Origin of the sequence: Natronorubrum sp. A-ect3 (assembly GCF_041821125.1) — an archaeon.
GTDB classification, from domain to species: Archaea; Halobacteriota; Halobacteria; order Halobacteriales; family Natrialbaceae; genus Natronorubrum; species Natronorubrum bangense.
Window position 1 is genome coordinate 1,216,959 of the sequence record NZ_JBGUBB010000001.1, and the last position, 17,503, is coordinate 1,234,461.

At 62.5% G+C, this 17,503-nt stretch carries 11 protein-coding genes; 4 read left to right on the forward strand and 7 right to left on the reverse strand.

Annotated features, from left to right (window positions below):
* Positions 1 to 12 precede the first annotated feature (12 nt).
* Positions 13 to 1,845 carry an acyl-CoA dehydrogenase family protein gene (locus ACERJA_RS06155; RefSeq protein ID WP_373607357.1) on the forward strand — a complete coding sequence of 611 codons (1,833 nt, stop codon included), beginning with the start codon at positions 13 to 15 and terminating at the stop codon, positions 1,843 to 1,845.
* Positions 1,846 to 1,875: 30 nt separating this feature from the next.
* On the opposite strand, the gene hjc is transcribed toward ACERJA_RS06155, so the two are convergent.
* The 3 genes from hjc to ACERJA_RS06170 all read right to left on the reverse strand — a co-directional run bounded on the left by hjc (position 1,876) and on the right by ACERJA_RS06170 (position 8,184).
* Positions 1,876 to 2,397, reverse strand: a complete 522-nt coding sequence (gene hjc, locus ACERJA_RS06160; protein ID WP_006066059.1) for a Holliday junction resolvase Hjc — start codon at positions 2,395 to 2,397, stop codon at positions 1,876 to 1,878.
* Positions 2,398 to 2,482: 85 nt separating this feature from the next.
* Positions 2,483 to 3,295, reverse strand: a complete 813-nt coding sequence (locus tag ACERJA_RS06165) for a lysostaphin resistance A-like protein (RefSeq protein ID WP_373607358.1) — start codon at positions 3,293 to 3,295, stop codon at positions 2,483 to 2,485.
* 113 nt (positions 3,296 to 3,408) lie between these two features.
* Positions 3,409 to 8,184 carry a PAS domain S-box protein gene (locus ACERJA_RS06170; RefSeq protein WP_373607359.1) on the reverse strand — a complete coding sequence of 1,592 codons (4,776 nt, stop codon included), beginning with the start codon at positions 8,182 to 8,184 and terminating at the stop codon, positions 3,409 to 3,411.
* Positions 8,185 to 8,430: 246 nt separating this feature from the next.
* Here ACERJA_RS06170 and ACERJA_RS06175 point away from each other — a divergent pair, with 246 nt between their 5' ends.
* Entirely contained in the window at positions 8,431 to 8,688 is a 258-nt protein-coding gene (locus ACERJA_RS06175) for a HalOD1 output domain-containing protein (RefSeq protein ID WP_373607464.1), read from the forward strand.
* Between the two features lie 42 nt (positions 8,689 to 8,730).
* Complete coding sequence (locus tag ACERJA_RS06180; protein WP_373607360.1) at positions 8,731 to 9,525, forward strand: PAS domain-containing protein; 795 nt, start codon at positions 8,731 to 8,733, stop codon at positions 9,523 to 9,525.
* An 83-nt stretch (positions 9,526 to 9,608) separates the two neighbouring features.
* Here the strand turns inward: ACERJA_RS06180 and ACERJA_RS06185 are convergent, their stop codons facing one another.
* The 3 genes from ACERJA_RS06185 to ACERJA_RS06195 form a co-directional block, all read right to left on the reverse strand.
* The gene (locus ACERJA_RS06185) at positions 9,609 to 10,898 is read right to left on the reverse strand and encodes an adenosylhomocysteinase (protein ID WP_373607361.1); all 1,290 of its coding nucleotides are present in this window, start codon (positions 10,896 to 10,898) and stop codon (positions 9,609 to 9,611) included.
* 316 nt (positions 10,899 to 11,214) lie between these two features.
* Positions 11,215 to 12,030 (reverse strand): hypothetical protein, encoded by an 816-nt coding sequence (locus tag ACERJA_RS06190; RefSeq protein WP_373607362.1) that lies wholly within the window; start codon positions 12,028 to 12,030, stop codon positions 11,215 to 11,217.
* Between the two features lie 294 nt (positions 12,031 to 12,324).
* The gene (locus tag ACERJA_RS06195) at positions 12,325 to 13,623 is read right to left on the reverse strand and encodes an amidohydrolase (protein WP_373607363.1); all 1,299 of its coding nucleotides are present in this window, start codon (positions 13,621 to 13,623) and stop codon (positions 12,325 to 12,327) included.
* A gap of 155 nt (positions 13,624 to 13,778) precedes the next feature.
* On the opposite strand from ACERJA_RS06195, the gene ACERJA_RS06200 reads away from it, so the two are divergent.
* On the forward strand, positions 13,779 to 14,783 hold the full coding sequence (locus ACERJA_RS06200) for a stage II sporulation protein M (protein ID WP_373607364.1): 1,005 nt from the start codon (positions 13,779 to 13,781) through the stop codon (positions 14,781 to 14,783).
* A 25-nt stretch (positions 14,784 to 14,808) separates the two neighbouring features.
* Here the strand turns inward: ACERJA_RS06200 and ACERJA_RS06205 are convergent, their stop codons facing one another.
* On the reverse strand, positions 14,809 to 17,415 hold the full coding sequence (locus ACERJA_RS06205) for a heavy metal translocating P-type ATPase (RefSeq protein WP_373607365.1): 2,607 nt from the start codon (positions 17,413 to 17,415) through the stop codon (positions 14,809 to 14,811).
* Between the last annotated feature and the right edge of the window lie 88 nt (positions 17,416 to 17,503).

The following is a 17,503-nucleotide window of genomic DNA, read 5'->3' on the forward strand; positions in this document are numbered from 1 at the left end:
AATAGCCATGACATGCACTCGAGCATCGACTACGGACAGTTCGATGAGGGACGGGCCATCAGTTACTGGGACCTCGACCACACGCTCGAGCGCGAGCTCCGGCGAATCTACACCGCTGCGGAGTTCGAGTGGGCAGCGCCACGACTCGCCGAGTTCGGCCACGCCGTCGGCCATACGATCGCAGACAACGCCGACTACATCGACGACCACGGGCCGGAACTCGAGCCCTACGACAAACACGGCGAGAGACAGAACCGGGTTCGGTACCCGGCCGAACAGCTCGAGAACGAGCGACTGGCCTACGAGTTAGGAATCGTCGCAGACGCCTTCGAAGCCCCGCCGGGGCGGGACGAGCCGATGCCGCTGTCGCACAACCTCGCGATGCAGTATCTGCTCTGTTATGCCGATCCCGGTTTCGACTGTCCCGTCGCGATGACCGCAGGTGTGGCGCTCGTCCTCGAGAAGTTCGACGACGGCTCGCTCAGCGAGTACTACGAGGGGCTGACGAGCCGCAGCTACGACGCCCTCATCGAGGGGGCAATGTTTCTCACCGAAAAGCAGGGCGGCAGCGACGTCGGTGCAAACGAAACGCGAGCCGAGTACGACGAAGACGAAGGCTGCTGGCGCCTGTCCGGCGAAAAGTGGTTCTGTTCGAACATCGACGCCGAAGGGACGCTCGCACTCGCCCGGACTGACGATGCTCCCAACGGGACGGACGGTCTCTCGATGTTTCTTGTTCCCCACGCTGATCCAACGCTCGAGAGCGGTCCGTACACCAAAGGCGACCGACTCGAGGACGGGCCACTCTCGCCCAAGGATGTCAACGACCAGTTGTATCGCCGGCTCAAGGACAAACTCGGCACCATCGCTGTTCCGACAGGCGAGGTCGAGTTCACCGGCGCGAAAGCATACCTCGTCGGCGAACAAGAACGCGGATTCAAGCAGATGACCGAGATGCTCAATCTCGAGCGACTGTCGAACGCTGCGGCCTCCTGTGGCATCATCGGCCGGGTGTTGCTCGAGAGCAAGATCTATGCTGCCAACCGCGACGCGTTCGGCGAGACGATCGACCAGTATCCGTTGATGCGTGCAGATCTGGTCGATATGGCCGTCGACCACGAGGCTGCGATGGCGTACGTCTTCGAGACAGCGCGGCTGTTTTCGGAACGCGAACGCGCCCAGCGAGCCGGCGACGACGCTGACGACGCCTACCGACTGATGCGACTCCTGATCCCGATCGCCAAGGCTCGAACGGCCCGGATGGCCGTCGAGACGGCTTCCTACGGCATGGAGATCCACGGCGGCAACGGCTACGTTGACGACTTCGTCACGAACCGCTTGCTCCGGGATGCACAGGTGTTGCCGATCTGGGAGGGCACCGAAAACATCCTCTCACTGGACGTGCTTCGCGCACTCGAGCGTGAGAACGCCCACGAACCGCTGTTCGGGGCGATCGAGGACCGACTCGAGAGCGTGTCGCATCCAGCCCTCGCCGAGGCCGTCGACACGGTCGAAGCCGAGTATCACGACCTTTCGGACGCACTCGCGACGCTGGCCGGCGAAGACACCGAGTACGCACAGCTCTCGGCCAAGCGACTGGCCCACTACGTCTTTGACGTCTTCACGGCCGCGCTATTGCTCGCGGAAGCGCAGACCCAACTCGAGGCCGGGAACGGGCGGCTGGCGCTGGTTGCACAGCGTTTCGTTGCGACCGAACTCGAGACGCCGTCGGCACGCGGGATCACGAGCGGTGATCGGCTGGCGCTCGAGGCGTTCGACTCGATCGTTCGGTACGCGCCGGTTGATCCCGAGACACTGACGGATGTCATCGCGGCGGGCGACTGATGTGAACAACTGTTCCTGCTCGCAAGCGCGTTACTCGAGCAGTGTCGCGGCTTCCTCGATCTCCATGACACCCTGCTCGACGGCGTTCAAGACGCGAAGGATGTCTTCGTCCGGGCCGTCGTCGCCGCTGTCGCCGACTTCCTCGAGGGTGACTTTCTCCGAGCGGCCGACGAACTCGGCGAAGTCGGTGCCGTCGGCGATGGCGGTTTCCTTTTTGACCCGGTAGTTGCCTCCGTCGGTGACGTAGAGGTCGGCAGGGTGGAAAAAGTACCAGTCCTCGCGGTCGAAGCGAACGCCAATACGGGGTTTGGCACCGAAGTTCTGGGCGAAGTAGATCAGCGCCTCGACCTCTTCGCCAGTGAGATAGATCGGGTCGCCGGCGCTGGATTTGGCCTCGATTGCGTAGAACTGCTCGCCATCACCAGCGAGCACGTCAGGGAGTTCGCGTTCCGTTGCAGAGCCGCTTGCGGGGGCGCGCATCACCGCGAAGCCAGCGTTGTCGAGTTCGTTGACGAGTTCCCGTTCGCGGCGGTCACCCTTCGCCTGAGACATACCTCTCTCTCACCAGCGGGCACTAATAAAAGAACGGACGGCGACGCGGATGTGGCGACGACAAAACGGCTACCGAGAACGAGCGCTACAGCGGAACGGCCGCGACGGCGTCGAACAACACCGAAGGCGCTGTCTGGGCTTCCTCGAGGTCGTACTCGATTGCGAGATACAGAACGCCGAACTGGAAGGCGTTGAGCGCGGCGTGAGAGGCGGTCGGTACGAGGAGGTTATCGGTTTTCGCATAGAGGTAGCCGAAGATGACCGAGCCGCCGAACATGATTGCAAGCGAGGAGACGGTCGCCAGCATCGATTCGGCGAGGGTGACGTACATCGGGAGGTGAACGAGCGCGAAGATTGCACTCGCGAGAAGGATCGATTGGAGCCGCGTAAAGGCGTCGTAGAGCCGTTTCTGGATGACGTTTCGGAAGAGGAACTCCTCGGCAGGTGCGTTGAAGAAAAAGACGATGACGATCATGATCAGGATCATCGTCTGGTCCTGGCCGACGACTTCGACGACCTCGCTCTCTGCGGCTGGCACTGAAAAGAGCTGAAGCAGGATGTTGACAGCGAACAAGAAGGCAATGCTGGCGATGATGCCACCGAGGACATACCACCAGCCGGTCTTCGTCGGCATCCGAATGTCGACATACGACCAGCCACGGCCGGTCGCAGCGAGATAGATCGCCCCTGCCAGTGCCATCCCAACGAAGTTCAGGATCATATACAGGGTTCGGCTCTCGATCGAGGCATCAGCCATCCCCTCGAGGAGTGCTGGATCAGCGACAATCGCTGGAACGGTTGCGATGCTGGCCCCAACCAGTCCGAAAATTGTCAGTCCAACAGCGACGAGCGCCGATCGAAGCGGCGCACCATCGCGATGATCGGAGGACGTTTCCATACGACAGTCTATGTGGCCCCCATTCTTGGGTGTTCCTTTCTTGAGAGTCGTACTGCCAACGGCATACTGAGTGGCGGTCGACCGTCAGTGGAGTCGAACGCACGCCACTGATCTCACTGCTCTTCGGTGAGTGAGAGTGTCGTGTCTCCGAACAACTGTTCGAGGAGTCGCTGTTGCCCGATGCGGAGATGTCGGTTGACCGTCGGCTGTGTCACCTCGAGCAGTTCGGCGATCTCCTCACCGGTGCTCTCGCGTGGCCACTCAAAGAAGCCAGCCAGATACGCGGTTCGAAGGACCTCGAGTTGTCGATCAGTCAGTTCGTCGAACAGCGACGTCACCAGTTCCTGTCTGGTGTGGGTCGTCCGCTGGACGTGACGCCGAGCGGTGAGGTCGACGCTGGCGTAGTGGTCTTCAAGCATCTCGACGAACTCACGAACGTCAGTCGTCGTCGGCACATCGACGGTGACGTCGAGGCCCGCGCTGGTCGCCTGAATCGTTCTCGGGCTTGCGCCGTGGCGGACCAGCCGCGAGGCGATAACATCGCCCGAAACGGTCGCCTCGAAGAAACAGGAGTCATCCGACTCGGAGATGAGTCGATACTCCGTGACGGAGACGAGCGTCTCGAGGGCAGCCGTGACGTCGGCTGCGGCCACCCCACTGGTCTCGAAAAAGAGGACCGTCTCCGATCCAGAGTGTGTTCCAAGCCCCTCGTAGACGACGCGTGCACCAGTCTTGGATGCGATTCGAGACAGGATATCATCGTCCGCCTCGAGTGCAAGCGAGAGTTCGACAAGCGTCTCGGCGTGTAACGCCTCCTGGGTTTTCGCCGCGTTGATCGCGCTCGCGATCCCTTCACCGAGTTCGGCAAACACCGTTCGCTCGAGGTCGGTGAAGGCGTCCGGCTCGGTGGCGTACACCGACAGGACGCCGTACCCATACTCCTCGAACGAAAGCGGGACAGAGATGACCGACTGGAAGCCTGCGTCGAGTGCGCTCCGTCGCCACGGCTCGCGCTTGAGCCCCTCGACGACGTTTTCGACGAGCGTTGGCGTTTCTGAGCGAATCGTCTGGAGTGCAGGCTCACTGGAATCGCCCTCGAGATCCAGCGACAGCGCGTCTAGATACTCCGGTTCGCTACCAGCCCAGGTGCGTGGCTCGAGCGTCGTCCCGCTTGCGTCGAGGGCACCGATCCAGGCAAACGAGACGTTGTCGGCCTCGAGCAACCGTTCGGGAACGGTTCGCTCGATTTCACCGCGGCTATCGGCACCGATGAGTGATCGGTCGATTTCTCTGATGATGTTGGTGATCTGGATCTGGCGTCGAAGGCGGCTGTTCTGGGCTTCCAGCTCCGCATCGCGTTCCCGCACGTTCGCCTCGCTCTCGAGGCGGTCGAACGCGGCCTCGGTCGTCGCGACGAGCGTTTCGACGAGCTGTCGAGTCTCGTCGTCGATCGTCGCCGGCGAGGCAACCAGGACGAACACGCCGTGGTTGCCGATCGGAACGAGCAGCCCTCCCGGCACATCGTCGCCAAACAGCGGCGATCGGGCACCGATGTCGGGATCGTCGACGACCGTCTGTGTTCCCGTCACGTAGGTGTTCCAGAGAACGGAATCACCGTCACCGGCCCTGATCGACGGTGCACCACCGGATTGGTCGACGAAGTCAGTCGTCGACGCGGCTGGCTCGAATCGGTTCGTCTCGGCATCGAGCAGATAGACGCTTGCAGTTCCTGACTCGAGTAACTCCGCGGCTGTCTCAACGACGAGATCAGCAACGGCTGGTGTTGTCTCTGCATTGAGCAGCTCACGGGCGGTGTCGTGAAGTGACTCGAGGGCCAGTTCCCGTCGCTTCTGATCGGTGACGTCCTTGACCGTGCCACGATATCTGTCGAGAGTGCCGTCATCGTCGTGGATGGGTTCGCTGATCGCCCGCACCCACCTGACGTCTCCGTCGTCGGACTGGAGCCGCGCTTCGAGGTCGTACCCCGTCTCGGTTTCGATCGCTGTCTCGAGCTGTTTGCGGACGAACTGGCGGTCGTCGGGGTGGTAGCACTCGATCGTCCGTTCGAGATCGGGTGTGACCCCGTGGGGGAGGTCGTGGAGCCGATACATCTCATCGGTCCAGATCGCCGTCCGTGGCGTTGCGTCGACGTCTAACTCCCAGCCACCGACTTTCGCCATCCGCTGGACACGCTCGAGCAGGTCCCGCGTCCGCTCGAGTTCGCGTTCGCGTTCTTTTCGCTCAGTGATATCGCGGATGACGCCCGCGGTCCCGGTGAACTCGCCATTATCCATCGGTAACAGTGCGACGTGTGTCTCCGTCTCGATCATGTCTCCGTTCGCGGTGACGATATCGCCTTCGTAGGCCTCGTACGGCGTTCCCTCACGGAGGAGGTCACGGACCAGTTCCCTAGCCGTTTCGAGGTCGTCCGGTGGCAGGAGATCGGAGACATCGGCACCGATCAGGTTCGACGGCTCGTAGCCCGCGAGCGTTTCGATCGCGTCGTTGACGAACTGGAACTCGCCTTCGGCATCGAGTGTGTAGACTGGGTCACCGAGTGCCTGAATAATCGTCTCGTAGCGCTCGAGTTCGCGTTCGCGCGCCTTGCGCTCGGTGATGTCACGGAAATACACGGATAGCCCGCTCTCGGAGGGGTAGGCGTTCACCTCAACCCAGGCGTCGACGACGGGCGAATACTCTTCGAACGTGACCGCCTCCTGAGTCTGCATCGCGCGGCGATACTCTTCCTCGAACCGTGAGTCGACGGCGCTGGGGAACTCATCCCAGATGTTGTTGCCGATCAGTTCCCGGTCTTCGGCGCCGAGCAGTTCTTTGGCTTGTGTGTTGATGTAGGTAAAGTTCCAGTCCGTATCCATCGCGTGGAACGCGTCGTTGATCCGGTCGAGCGTCCGCTCGAGTTCGTTCTCGAGGCGCTTGCGTTCGGTGATGTCGTTGTTGATCCCGACCACCCGCTGCGTGCCGTCGTCGTCGACCACCAGCCGGCCGCGGCCGCCGACCCAGATCCAGTCGCCGTTCTCGTGTCTGATCCGGAACCCATCCCGGTACAGCTCGTCGTTCTCGATGGCTCGCTCGAGTGCAGCCTCGATTCGAGGGATGTCTTCCGGATGGACGCGTTCGATGAAGGCCTCGTAGGTCCCCTCGAACTCGCCGGGTTCGAGGCCGACGATCCGCTGTAACGTGTCGTTCCAGTTGAGGTCGTTCGTTTCGACGTTTAACTCCCAGATTCCCGTGTTCGTCCCCTCGAGTGCGAGCTCGAGTCGCCGTTTCGTCTCGCGTAAGTCCCGTTCACGACGCTTTCGTTCGGTGATGTCCTGTATCGATCCCTGAAGTTTGACGACCTCGCCGTTCTCTCGGACGGGCTCGCCAATGGTCCGGACCCAGCGCCGGTCGGCGTCCTCACCAGCCGGATCGAGCCGGAGTTCGAGGTCGTACGGCTCACCCGTTTCGATCGCCTGTTCGATCGCCAGCCGGAGCGCGTTCTGGTCCGCCGGATGATAGGACCCGAGTGACTCGACCAGATCGACGTCAGGGTCGGGTTCGAGGCCATAGATCCGGGCGACTTCGTCGGACCACTGGAGGTCGTAGGGCTCTTCGCGAACGTCGAGTTCCCAGCCCCCGATGTTCGCCACCCGTTGGGACTGCTCTAAGAGGCGAGTCGTGCGCTCGAGTTCCTGTTCGTTCTCGACGCGCTCGGTAATATCCGTGATGACACCTTCCAATGCCTCGAGTGAGCCGTCGTCGGCGAAGACGCCGCGGCCGCGTTCGGTGACCCAGCGGCGTTCGCCGTCGGCCGTTTCGATCGGAAACGTCACGTGGTACGGTTCCCGGTCGTCGACCGATTGCTGTACCGTCTCCCAGAGCTCGTCGTGATGATCGAGAATGATATCCGACGACCAGTTGACAGCACCGCTCACGAGGTCGTCAGGGTCGTAGCCAGTGAGTTCGAGACAGCCGTCACTGACGAACTCGAACGGCCATTCGGGCTCGTTTCGACAGCGATAGACCATCCCTGGGACGTTGCTCATCAACGTCGTCAGCTGGCGGTCACGCTCACGGAGGGTCTGTTCGCGTTCCTTGCGATCCGTGATGTCTCGACTGATCACGAGAAACCGATCCTTGTCGACGAGGTCGACCCTGATCAGGTGAATCTCGACGGGGAACGTCGAGCCGTCGCGACGTTGATACTGGCCTTCGAACTTCCGCCGATCGCCGACGGAGACACCTTCAAGCAGCGTCTGGACCTCGGCTGCGTTGAACGACTGGTCGTACTCCCAGATATTCGTCCCAAGCAGTTCGTCTTCGGCATACCCCAGTTCGTCACAGAATCGCTGGTTCACCTCAACGAGCGTCCCCTCGGTATCGAGAACGTCGATCATGTCGGGTGAGCGTTCAAACAACGCCTCGAGTCGCGCGCTCGTCGTCTGCAGTTTCTGTTCTCGCGCAGCGAACTCGCGTTCTCGGTCGACCACCGCCGTCGTCAGGTCGTCGATCGCCGTTACGAGCCGGTCGAGGTCATCGGTTCGCTCGTGTTCGGTATTGACGGCCGCAGTTGCCTCTCGAATGCGATCGACCCGGTCTCGTGGCGACTGTTCGGACGCCTCGTGCTCGCCGGTGCGGACCGTCGCGACGAACGACTCGAGTTCGGTCACGAGTCGCTCGAGAGCGCCGTCCCGGTTGGAGTCACCGTGGGCAGCAAGGCCAAACAGGACGATGGGGAGTGGCAACGAGTCAGGTCTCACGAACTCCACGGCCGGTGTCACACCGAGCCACGAGCCAGAGACGAGTACGACCGCGGTGGCGACAAACAGCGCAAGTAGGCGATCGGTAGCCCACTCACCCGATCCGCTCCAGACCGAAAACACAGCCATGGGGTGGCTACACAACGAGCGTAAATGATAGGTGCGGTTTTTCTAATCGATAAACATACAAAATACAATTGTATTCGACCACAATATTGTGGCAAGTCCGACGGTGAGCGTTGCACGCGTGCCGATGCAGACCCACGCCGTCGTTCGATTCCGGCACACCTTCTATACATGTAGTGTCCGACAACCGACGAGATTACGTGTATAATGGATAGCCAAATACCCATCCCTGGCATTGCTACGGATATCATGCCTGAAACGACGCTCGACTATCACAACGATTCGATCAGTCTCTCCGTCGTCGAGGCCCTCGCTGACAGCCTCGACACCGATCCCGTCGAACTCGAGCCGCTGTACCACGCTATCGACCCCGAGGCACTCGACCAGCTCTTTCAGGAAAACACGCCAATGAGTGCGCGGGTAGAGTTTACGTACGGTGGGCATACCGTCGAGGTGCAGGGCGATGGAGCCATTCTCATCGATGGAACGGTTCACACGCGGTCGTAACGACCTCGGATCGATGCAGTCGAGACGAAAGGAGGTACACCGATGACTGTCCCACCACTGCAGACGGTCGTCCAGACCAGTTCGTCGGCTAGCGACTCGATTACGGCACTCGTCGTTGTCGACGACCGCCAGTATCGAACCCAGGTCGAAACGACCCTCGAGGACGATACGTTGACGGTCCGAACGGCGACGTCGTTGCCCGACACGTTCGGATCGCTCGACGGCGTCGATTGTCTCGTCAGCGACTGTCCGACGGCTCGAGACGAAACCGTTGACGACTTCCTCGAGCGAGTCAGACAGCGAGCTCCAGACCTCCCGGTTTTGCTCCTTCTGGATCAACTCGCCGACCCAGCGGCGGCCATCGACAGGGTCCAGTCCTCACAGTGGGTCGACTACATGATACAGGGCCACTCAACGACCGCCGTCGAGCGATTGCGCCATCGAATTCGAACACTCGTCGAGCGACGACGGCTCGAGTCACTTTCGCAGCGCTCGTTGGCCAGCGTCGAACTCGCCAACGACGCGATCGCGATCGCCGCTCCCGACGGCGACCTCGAGTTCGCGAATCGCTCGTATGCAGTCCAGTTCGGCTACGACCGGGACGAACTCTTCGGAACGCCGTGGCAGGCGTTGTTTACCGTCGACAGCGTCGAGCGGCTTGAAACGGCCGCAATCCCAACTGTCGCGGACGGCTGGCGCTGGACCGGCAGCTGCACCGGCCAACGAAAGACCGGCGAGACGTTTCCCGTCAGCATTCGGCTCGGCAGTCTCGAGGACGACAGTTTGGTGTTCATCGTTGAGACGATGCCAACCGACGCAGACAAACAGACGACCTGAGCGTCGACTCGAGAGACGCAGCGAAACCGATCAGCTGATTCGTTCCGAGATGCTCCGAACCGCGCCAGTGGGTGCGGTAGCGATTATGTGCCGTGGTCCCAGGAGCCCATGTACTCGCGTTGGGTCTCCGTGAGCGAGTCGAACGCAACGCCTTCGGCCTCGAGTTTGATCTCGGCGATCTCTTTGTCGAGTTCGTCGGGGACGTCGTGGACGCCCGCGTCGTAGGCTGCTCCGTTTTCGACCAGTTCACGCACACAGGCTGCCTGCACGCCGAAGCTCTGGTCCATCACTTCGACGGGGTGGCCAAGCGAGACGGGCGCGGCGAGGTTGACGAGACGGCCTTCGGCGACAACGTTGAGTCGACGGCCGTCCTCGAGTTCGTAGGCTTCGACGCCGTCACGAGCCTCGTAGCGGTCGACTGCGAGGTCGTCGAGCGCCTCGAGGTCGATCTCGATGTCGAAGTGGCCCGCGTTCGCGAGCAGCACACCGTCTTGCATCTTCTCGAAGTGCTCGCGAACGATGACGTCGCGGTTGCCCGTCGTCGTGAGGAAGACATCGCCAACTTCGGCCGCTTCGGCCATCGGCATCACGTCGTAGCCTTCCATGTGGGCCTCGAGGGCGCGGCGTGGCTCGACTTCGGTGACGATGACGTTGGCGTTCTGGCCAGCGGCCTTTTTCGCGACGCCTTTGCCACAGTAGCCAAAGCCGGAGACGACGACGTTCTTGCTGGCCCACGAGAGGTTCGTGGTCATCGCAATCGACGCCAACGAGGACTCGCCGGTACCGTGGACGTTGTCGAACAGCCGCTTCATCGGCGTGTCGTTGACTGCGAAGACAGGGTAGTCAAGCGCGCCGTCGTCGTCCATCGCGCGTAGGCGGTGGACACCCGTCGTGGTCTCCTCAGCCCCACCGATGATGCCGTCGATGAGTTCGGGGTAGTCCTCGTGGATCGCCGCAACGAGGTCCATCCCGTCGTCGACGGTGATCGTCGGCTCGTGGGCGATGACGGCCTCGATGGCGTCGTAGTACTCCTCGTCGTCGACGCCGCGTTTGGCGTAGCTGGTGATGTTCTCGTGGGTGTCGAGCGCCGCGCTCACGTCGTCGTGAGTCGACAGCGGATTACAACCCGTCACCGCAACTTCGGCGCCACCCTCTGCGAGCGTCTCGACGAGGATCGCCGTCTTCGCTTCAACGTGCATCGCCATCGCGATGCGCTCGCCGTCGAACGGTTTGTCGGCGACGAACTCCTCGCGAACGTGCTCGAGGATCGGCATATGCTGGGCGGCCCAGTCCATCTTCCGGCGGCCCTCCTCCTGTGCGGCATCGAGGTCCGCCAACTGATCGCTGATCGGCGGATACGCAGAGTCGGTCATATCTCGACTGAGGGATAGCGGAGGCAAAACGCTACCGAAGCAGTGACGACAGTCCGCCACACCGCTGACTGCGTTATCGTACCAACTGAACCCAGATCGCACAGCAATCGTGCGATCAGCGTGCAGTGACGGTCAGTGGGTACGATAGTGGCGATCGACTCGAGTGAGAAAAACAGTGGTTCGAACGGGTCACAATCGGTTATGCCGATCAGCCACGCCAGCGTCGCGCGCCCGATCGAGCCGAACACCGGCGACGGGATCGTGCCTCTGACACGACGAAACCGCCGCCGTCGACCGGAGTCCGGCGCTCAGGCCGTTAGTTAGGGCCAGCGTCGGATGGCGGTCCGCCGCCGTTACCCGGGCTGGAGTCGGCGTCTTCGTCGCCTTCAGCATCCTCGTCGGCTTCATCAGCGTCGTCTGCCTCACCTGGTGGGCCACCAGCGTGTTCCGGTGGGCCCTGATTGTCTGTCGTCTCGTCACCGTCACCCGGTGGACCAGCGTGGCTTGGCGGGCCGGCGTGGTCGGGTGCGTTACCCGGGTTGTGCTCGAGGACGAAGTTCGCAACCGTCAGTCCGAGCGGGCCGTCAGTGTCGTCCTGTGCGTTCCCGACGAACGCGGAGACGAGCGAGCCGAAGGTGTCGTACTCGGCGGGCTCGAGCGTTGCCGTCGTCTCGACGGATTCGTTGTCGACCGTCGCGTTGAAGGCGACTTCGACGCTCTCGTTACCGAACGGTGCGTCCAGGCTCACCGTACCGTCATCCTCGGGCGTGTACGTTCCCTCGTCGACGTACGACGCGTTCTCATCGACCGTCGAGACGTCGACGGTGGCATCCGAGACAGCAGTCTCGTTATCCGTCACCGTCACGACGACGTCACCGTTCTGCTCGACGGAGATCTCGAGGCCTTTCGGTTCTGGCTCGAGCGTCGCCGTCGTCTCATCAGTGAGCAGTTCACCCGACTCGAGCTCGTACGACGCGTTGACGGTCACCTTGACCGTCTCCTCGGGTTCGGGGAGGTCGACCGTGCCATCGGCGTCAGTCGTGTTCTCAACCGCGTACGACGTGTCCTCATCGGTCGAGGTCACGTTGACAGTCGCGTTCTCGACCGCACTCCCATTTGATGTGACTGTCACAACCGTTTCGTCGACACCTACTTCTATTCCATCGGACGCTTCGACATTACCTGCTGCCGCCGCCGACACTGTTCCCAGCGGGGCGAACACAGACAGGATCATAGTCGCAACCAATGCGACTACGATCAGTCGGTTTCGATTCATCTCACTCGAGACATTCAGGAGTTTATGAATAAACCCACCCGGCGGTTTGGGACGGTTTGGGGTCGTTGAAACCGTCCGAGAATGGTTTTGAGTGTTTATAACGATCGCTGAACGTTCGGTTTTCGTTCAGACGGCTCGAGGGAAACCCGCTCAGTCCTCGGCGCGAGCGACCAGCGTCTCGGCCGCTTCATTTGCCCGCGCTCGAACGGCCGCCTCATCGAGCGTCAGGACCTCCCGGTCGCGCATGAGCACCTGCCCATCACAGACCGTATGGCGGACGTCCGACGCCGCGGCAGCGTAGGCGAGGTGGCTTACGAGGTCGTGTCGTGGGGTCAGATGTGGCTGCTCGAGGTCGATCACGGCGAGATCGGCGGGTTTACCGGCTTCGATGCGGCCGGTGTCGAGTCCAATCGCATCAGCGCTGCCCTGGGTCAGCATCTCGGCGACGGCTTCCGCGGGCACTGCGCTCGCATCGTCGGCAGCGAGTTTGCCGAGCATGGCCGCGTCACGGGCCTCATCCAGCATGGAGAGATCGTTGTTCGAGGCCGCGCCGTCGGTTCCCAGCCCGACTGTGACGCCCGCCTCGAGCAGCCGTTGGACGGGTGCCATCCCGCTGGCCAGTTTCATGTTCGAGGCCGGACAGTGGATCACACTCGTCTCTGCCTCCGCGAGCAGGCCGATCTCGCTTTCGTCTACGTGGACGCCGTGTGCGATGAAGTCCTCGGACTCGAGCATCCCCTTCTCGGCGGCGTAGGCAAGCGGCCGGACGCCGTGGCTCTCGACGATCGGCGTCACTTCGTCTTTGGTTTCGTTCGCGTGGTAGTGAACCGGCACGCCGAGCTCACGCGCCTTCGGGACGTACTCCGAGAGGTACTGGCCATCGACGGTCGTCAGCGAGTGGGGCATAAACGCCGACGTGATCCGCCCCTCAGCCATGCCGTCGATCTCTGCAGCGACCTCGAGGCCTTCCTGGGCGTCCTCGTGGACTGCTGCCTCGTCTTTCCCGACGGAGATCACGCCGTGGCCGAGACGAGCACGCAGTCCCGCTTCGTCGACGACGTCGGCGATCGTCGGCACGAAGAAGTACATGTCCGCAAACGACGTCGTCCCGGATTTGATCATCTCGAGGGTGCCGAGTTCGGTGCCGGCGCGAACGGTCGCAGCCGTCAGTTCGGCCTCGACGGGCCAGATATCCTCCTGCAGCCACGCATCGAGGGGTTTGTCGTCGGCGTAGCCACGGAGCAACGTCATAGCGACGTGACAGTGACCGTTGACGAAGCCGGGTGTGACCAGCGACGCCGACGCGTCGAGAGTCTCGTCGGCCTCGCCAGCGAGATCGGCGCCGATCTCGAGGATCTCGCCGCCGTCCTGATCGACCAGTACGTCCGCACGCGTCACCGTGATGTCGGGCAACAGCACGTGCCCACCGGTGATCGCCAGTGTCGTCATTGGCCGACGTTTCTCGTCGGGTGGCCTTATACTGTCGATCCCGGCGATCGACCGGGGTCGAATTGTCGGCAACGGCGAGAACGGCTGCTCGAGACACAGCGACGGCGTGTGTCATAGTCGGCGGGTTTAACCGTCGTTTTGTCACACATTCCACTATGAACGGAAACAGAGACGAGCGCGATGGACAACCCACAAGAGCGTCCGAGCAAGACGGGTCACCGGATGCCGAACGCCCCGACAGCGACAGTCTCGATCGCGGTCGCGACCGCGACGAGTCGAGCGCCGGACAGCCGACAGTCGACCCCCGAGACACCGAGGGTGCACCCTCGAGCCCCGAGCCACACACGGATCGCGGCATCGGCCCATCGGAGCCGCCGGATTCGGGAACCATCCGTAACTGGACCGGGCTCACGGTCGCGCTCGCGATAATCACGTTCGCAACCGCCGCAACGATTCTCGCCGCCTACGACGCAGCGACGGCGGCTGCCGGGGCGGCCGTCCTCGGTGCTGGGTTGGGTGCGATCGCACTCGCCGGCCGAGCGAAACCATCCGTCTTCGGGGTTCTCGACGACGCCTGGGCCGAACACCGGCTGTACACCTGGTTTTCGGCAGGGCTGTTCGTCTTCGGAGCCGCCGTCGGGGCAGCGCTCTACGCTGCTGGCATCGATCTGACCGAACTGTTCCTCGAGATGGTCATGGAGGAGTTCGGCGGGGACGAACTGCCCGGCGACGGTGAGGCGAGTTTCGATCTCTCGGCGACGTTTTTCATCGTCAACAACACACCGCCGTTTCTGGCGGCGATCGCCGGCGCGCTGACGCTTGGCTTCGTGACGTTTCTCATCATGGTGTTCAACGGTGTGCTCGTCGGTAATCTCGTGGCAGTCACCGGCACAGAGGTCGGCGTGGGCGTCATTATCGCACTGATTGTGCCCCACGGGATCTTCGAGCTGCCGGCGCTGTTCATCGCTGCCGGTGTCGGATTTCGGTTCCTGCACCGCGTTGGCCAGCGAATCGCCGGCTCACGGAGCGCGCTGTTTACAAAAGCGTATCTCGTTCGAACGACCGCGCTGGTTGGCTTCGCGTGGCTGATTCTGGTGCTCGCAGCGTTCGTCGAGGCTTACATCACGTTCCTCATCGCGGACGCACTGTTTGCGATCTGAAATCGTCTCCAGCCACGTCGTCACGCTATCGCCGAAGCCACTCGAGTGGTTTCAAGATCGCGAGCTGGTAATCCTCGTGCGGATCGTAGGTCGCAAACGAGAGGCTGTTTGCCATCACGCTCACGCTCGAGGCAGCCATCGCCAGCCCGGCAAGCGCCGGATTCAGGAGGCCAAGCGAGGCGATCGGGATCAGCGTGGAGTTGTAGACGAACGCCCAGAAGAGGTTCTGGCGCACCTTCGAGATGGTTGCCTCGGAGATGCGGACGGCTTTGAGGACGTCCGCGGGATCGTCACGCATCAAGGTCACGTCGGCGCTCTCGATGGCGACGTCGGTTCCCGAGCCGATGGCGACGCCGACCTGTGCCGTGGTCAGCGCGGGCGCGTCGTTGACGCCGTCGCCGACCATCATCACGCGGGAGCCGTCTTTTTGGAGCGCCTCGATGTGATCCGCTTTGTCCTCGGGGAGGACTTCCGCGCGCACGTTTTCGGGATCGATCCCGACCTGTTCGGCGACCGCCAGCGCGGTGCGCTCGTTGTCGCCGGTGAGCATCACGACTTTGGTGCCCCGTTCGTGTAGGGCCGTGACGGTCTCTGTTGCGCTCTCGCGAACGTCGTCGGCCACGGCGAGTGCGCCGAGTAACTCGCCGTCGACGGCGACCGGCATCGCCGTCTTCCCCTCGCGCTCGAGTCGAGTCAGTGTCTCTTCGACGGGTTCGGTGTCGATTCCCGCGTCCTCGAGGAGTTTTCGGCGACCGATCAGCACGGTTCCGCGGTCAGTCTCGGCCCGAATGCCGTGGCCGGGGACGTTCTCGAACTCGCTGACCTCGCCGATTTCGACGCCGCGCTCGTCGGCTCCGTCGACGAGCGCCTGCGCGATCGGGTGTTCGGAGCCGGACTCAGCCGTCGCGGCCGCCCCTAGCATGTACGACTCGGGAGATTCCGTCCGGCCCGCAAGCGCGCCGCCGTCGGGAGTCGCCCCCTCGTCGACGAGTTCGACGTCCGTTAACACCATCTCGCCGTGGGTCAGCGTCCCCGTTTTATCAAAGACGATCGTGTCGATCCCACGGACCTGCTCGAGCACGTCTCCACCCTTGAAGAGGACGCCGTTGGTCGCGCTAAGCGTCGAGCCGACCATCGTCGCGGCCGGCGTCGCAAGCCCCAGCGCACAGGGACAGGCGATCAACAGCGCGGAAGCGAGGACGATCACCGAGAACTCGAGGATGGGGACGCCCACCCCACCGACGGCAGCGACCTCAGGACCGCCACCGACCGGCCCCCACAGCGGCAGCCAGTCGACGAGCGCGGCCAACGGTTCGGGAAAGAGAAACCAGAGCGTCGCCCAGAGGACGGCGTTCGCGATGACCGCGGGAACGAAGTACGCGCTCACTGTGTCGACCAGCCGCTGGATCTCGGGCTGGCGCGACTGGGCCTCTTTAACTCGGTCGACAATCTGCTGGATCGCCGTCTCGGAGCCGACTTTCGTCGCCTCCACGAGAAGCACGCCGTTCTCGTTGATCGTCGAGCCGACGACCTCATCGCCCTCGCCTTTCTCGACAGGGACCGACTCGCCGGTCAGCATGGACTCGTCGACTGCGCTCTGGCCGTCGACGACGACACCGTCGGTCGGAATCTTCTCACCCGGCCGGACTTTCAGCACGTCGCCAACTGCGATGTCCTCGAGTGGCACCTGCCGTTCCTCGCCGGCTTCGATTATGGTGGCTTCGTCGGCCTCCATCTCGAGCAGTTCCCGCAGCGCGCTGCCCGCACGGGCTTTCGAGCGGACCTCGAGCCAGTTGCCCAGCGTAATGAACCAGAGGATGAAGGCGACAGCCTCGAAGTAGAGGCCAGCACCCGCGATGAGTCCGAGCAGGACAGTTGTGCTGTAGACGTAGCCTGCCGAAGTCCCCATCGCGACCAGCGTGTCCATGTTGGCCCGCCGGTCGTTCGAGAACGCCCGGTAGGCCCCGACGAGGAACTCCTTGCCGAGTGTCGCCATTAGCGCCGTCGCGAGGACGAACTCGAGGGCGTCAACCCACACCATCTCGATGCCGAGCAGCTCGTGTGGTGGTGGGGCGAGCCCGAGCATCGCGAGCATGATCGGCACGAACGGCAGTGTGAGGATGCCACCACCGATCACGAGCCGGCGCTGTCGGCGCAGTTCTTTCTCGACAGCGCGTTCGCGCTGGCTCGTCTCTCGGGCAGTGCCATCCGCATCACGGACGGGCTCGTAGCCAGCATCTTCGATGGCTCGATAGATCTCAGCGAGCGAGGCGTCGCTGGGGTTGTACTCGACGCGAGCTTCGTCCGAGGCGAAGTTCACGTCCGCCCGGAGCACTCCCGGCAGGGCTTCAGCCGCGTCGCCGACTGCTTCCGAGCAGGTCGAACACGACATCCCCATGACGGTGATCGTGTCTGTCTCCCCGGCTGCCTCGTAGCCAGCGTCGTCGATCGCGGCGTAGATCTCCGCCAGCGATATCTCCTCAGGGTCGTACGCGACCGTTCCCTCGTCGGTCGCGTAGTTGGCATTCACCGACTCGACACCATCGAGATCACGGACAGCGTCCTCGACGGACCCTGAACACGTCGAACAGGACATGCCTGTAATCTCGAGATGCGCTCGTCTCGTACTCATAGGGGTATCTATGAACTACACGTTCAAGCCGATTCGGGTTTGTAATATATTATTATTTCAAATATAGACTTTTGAATAGAAAATCGAG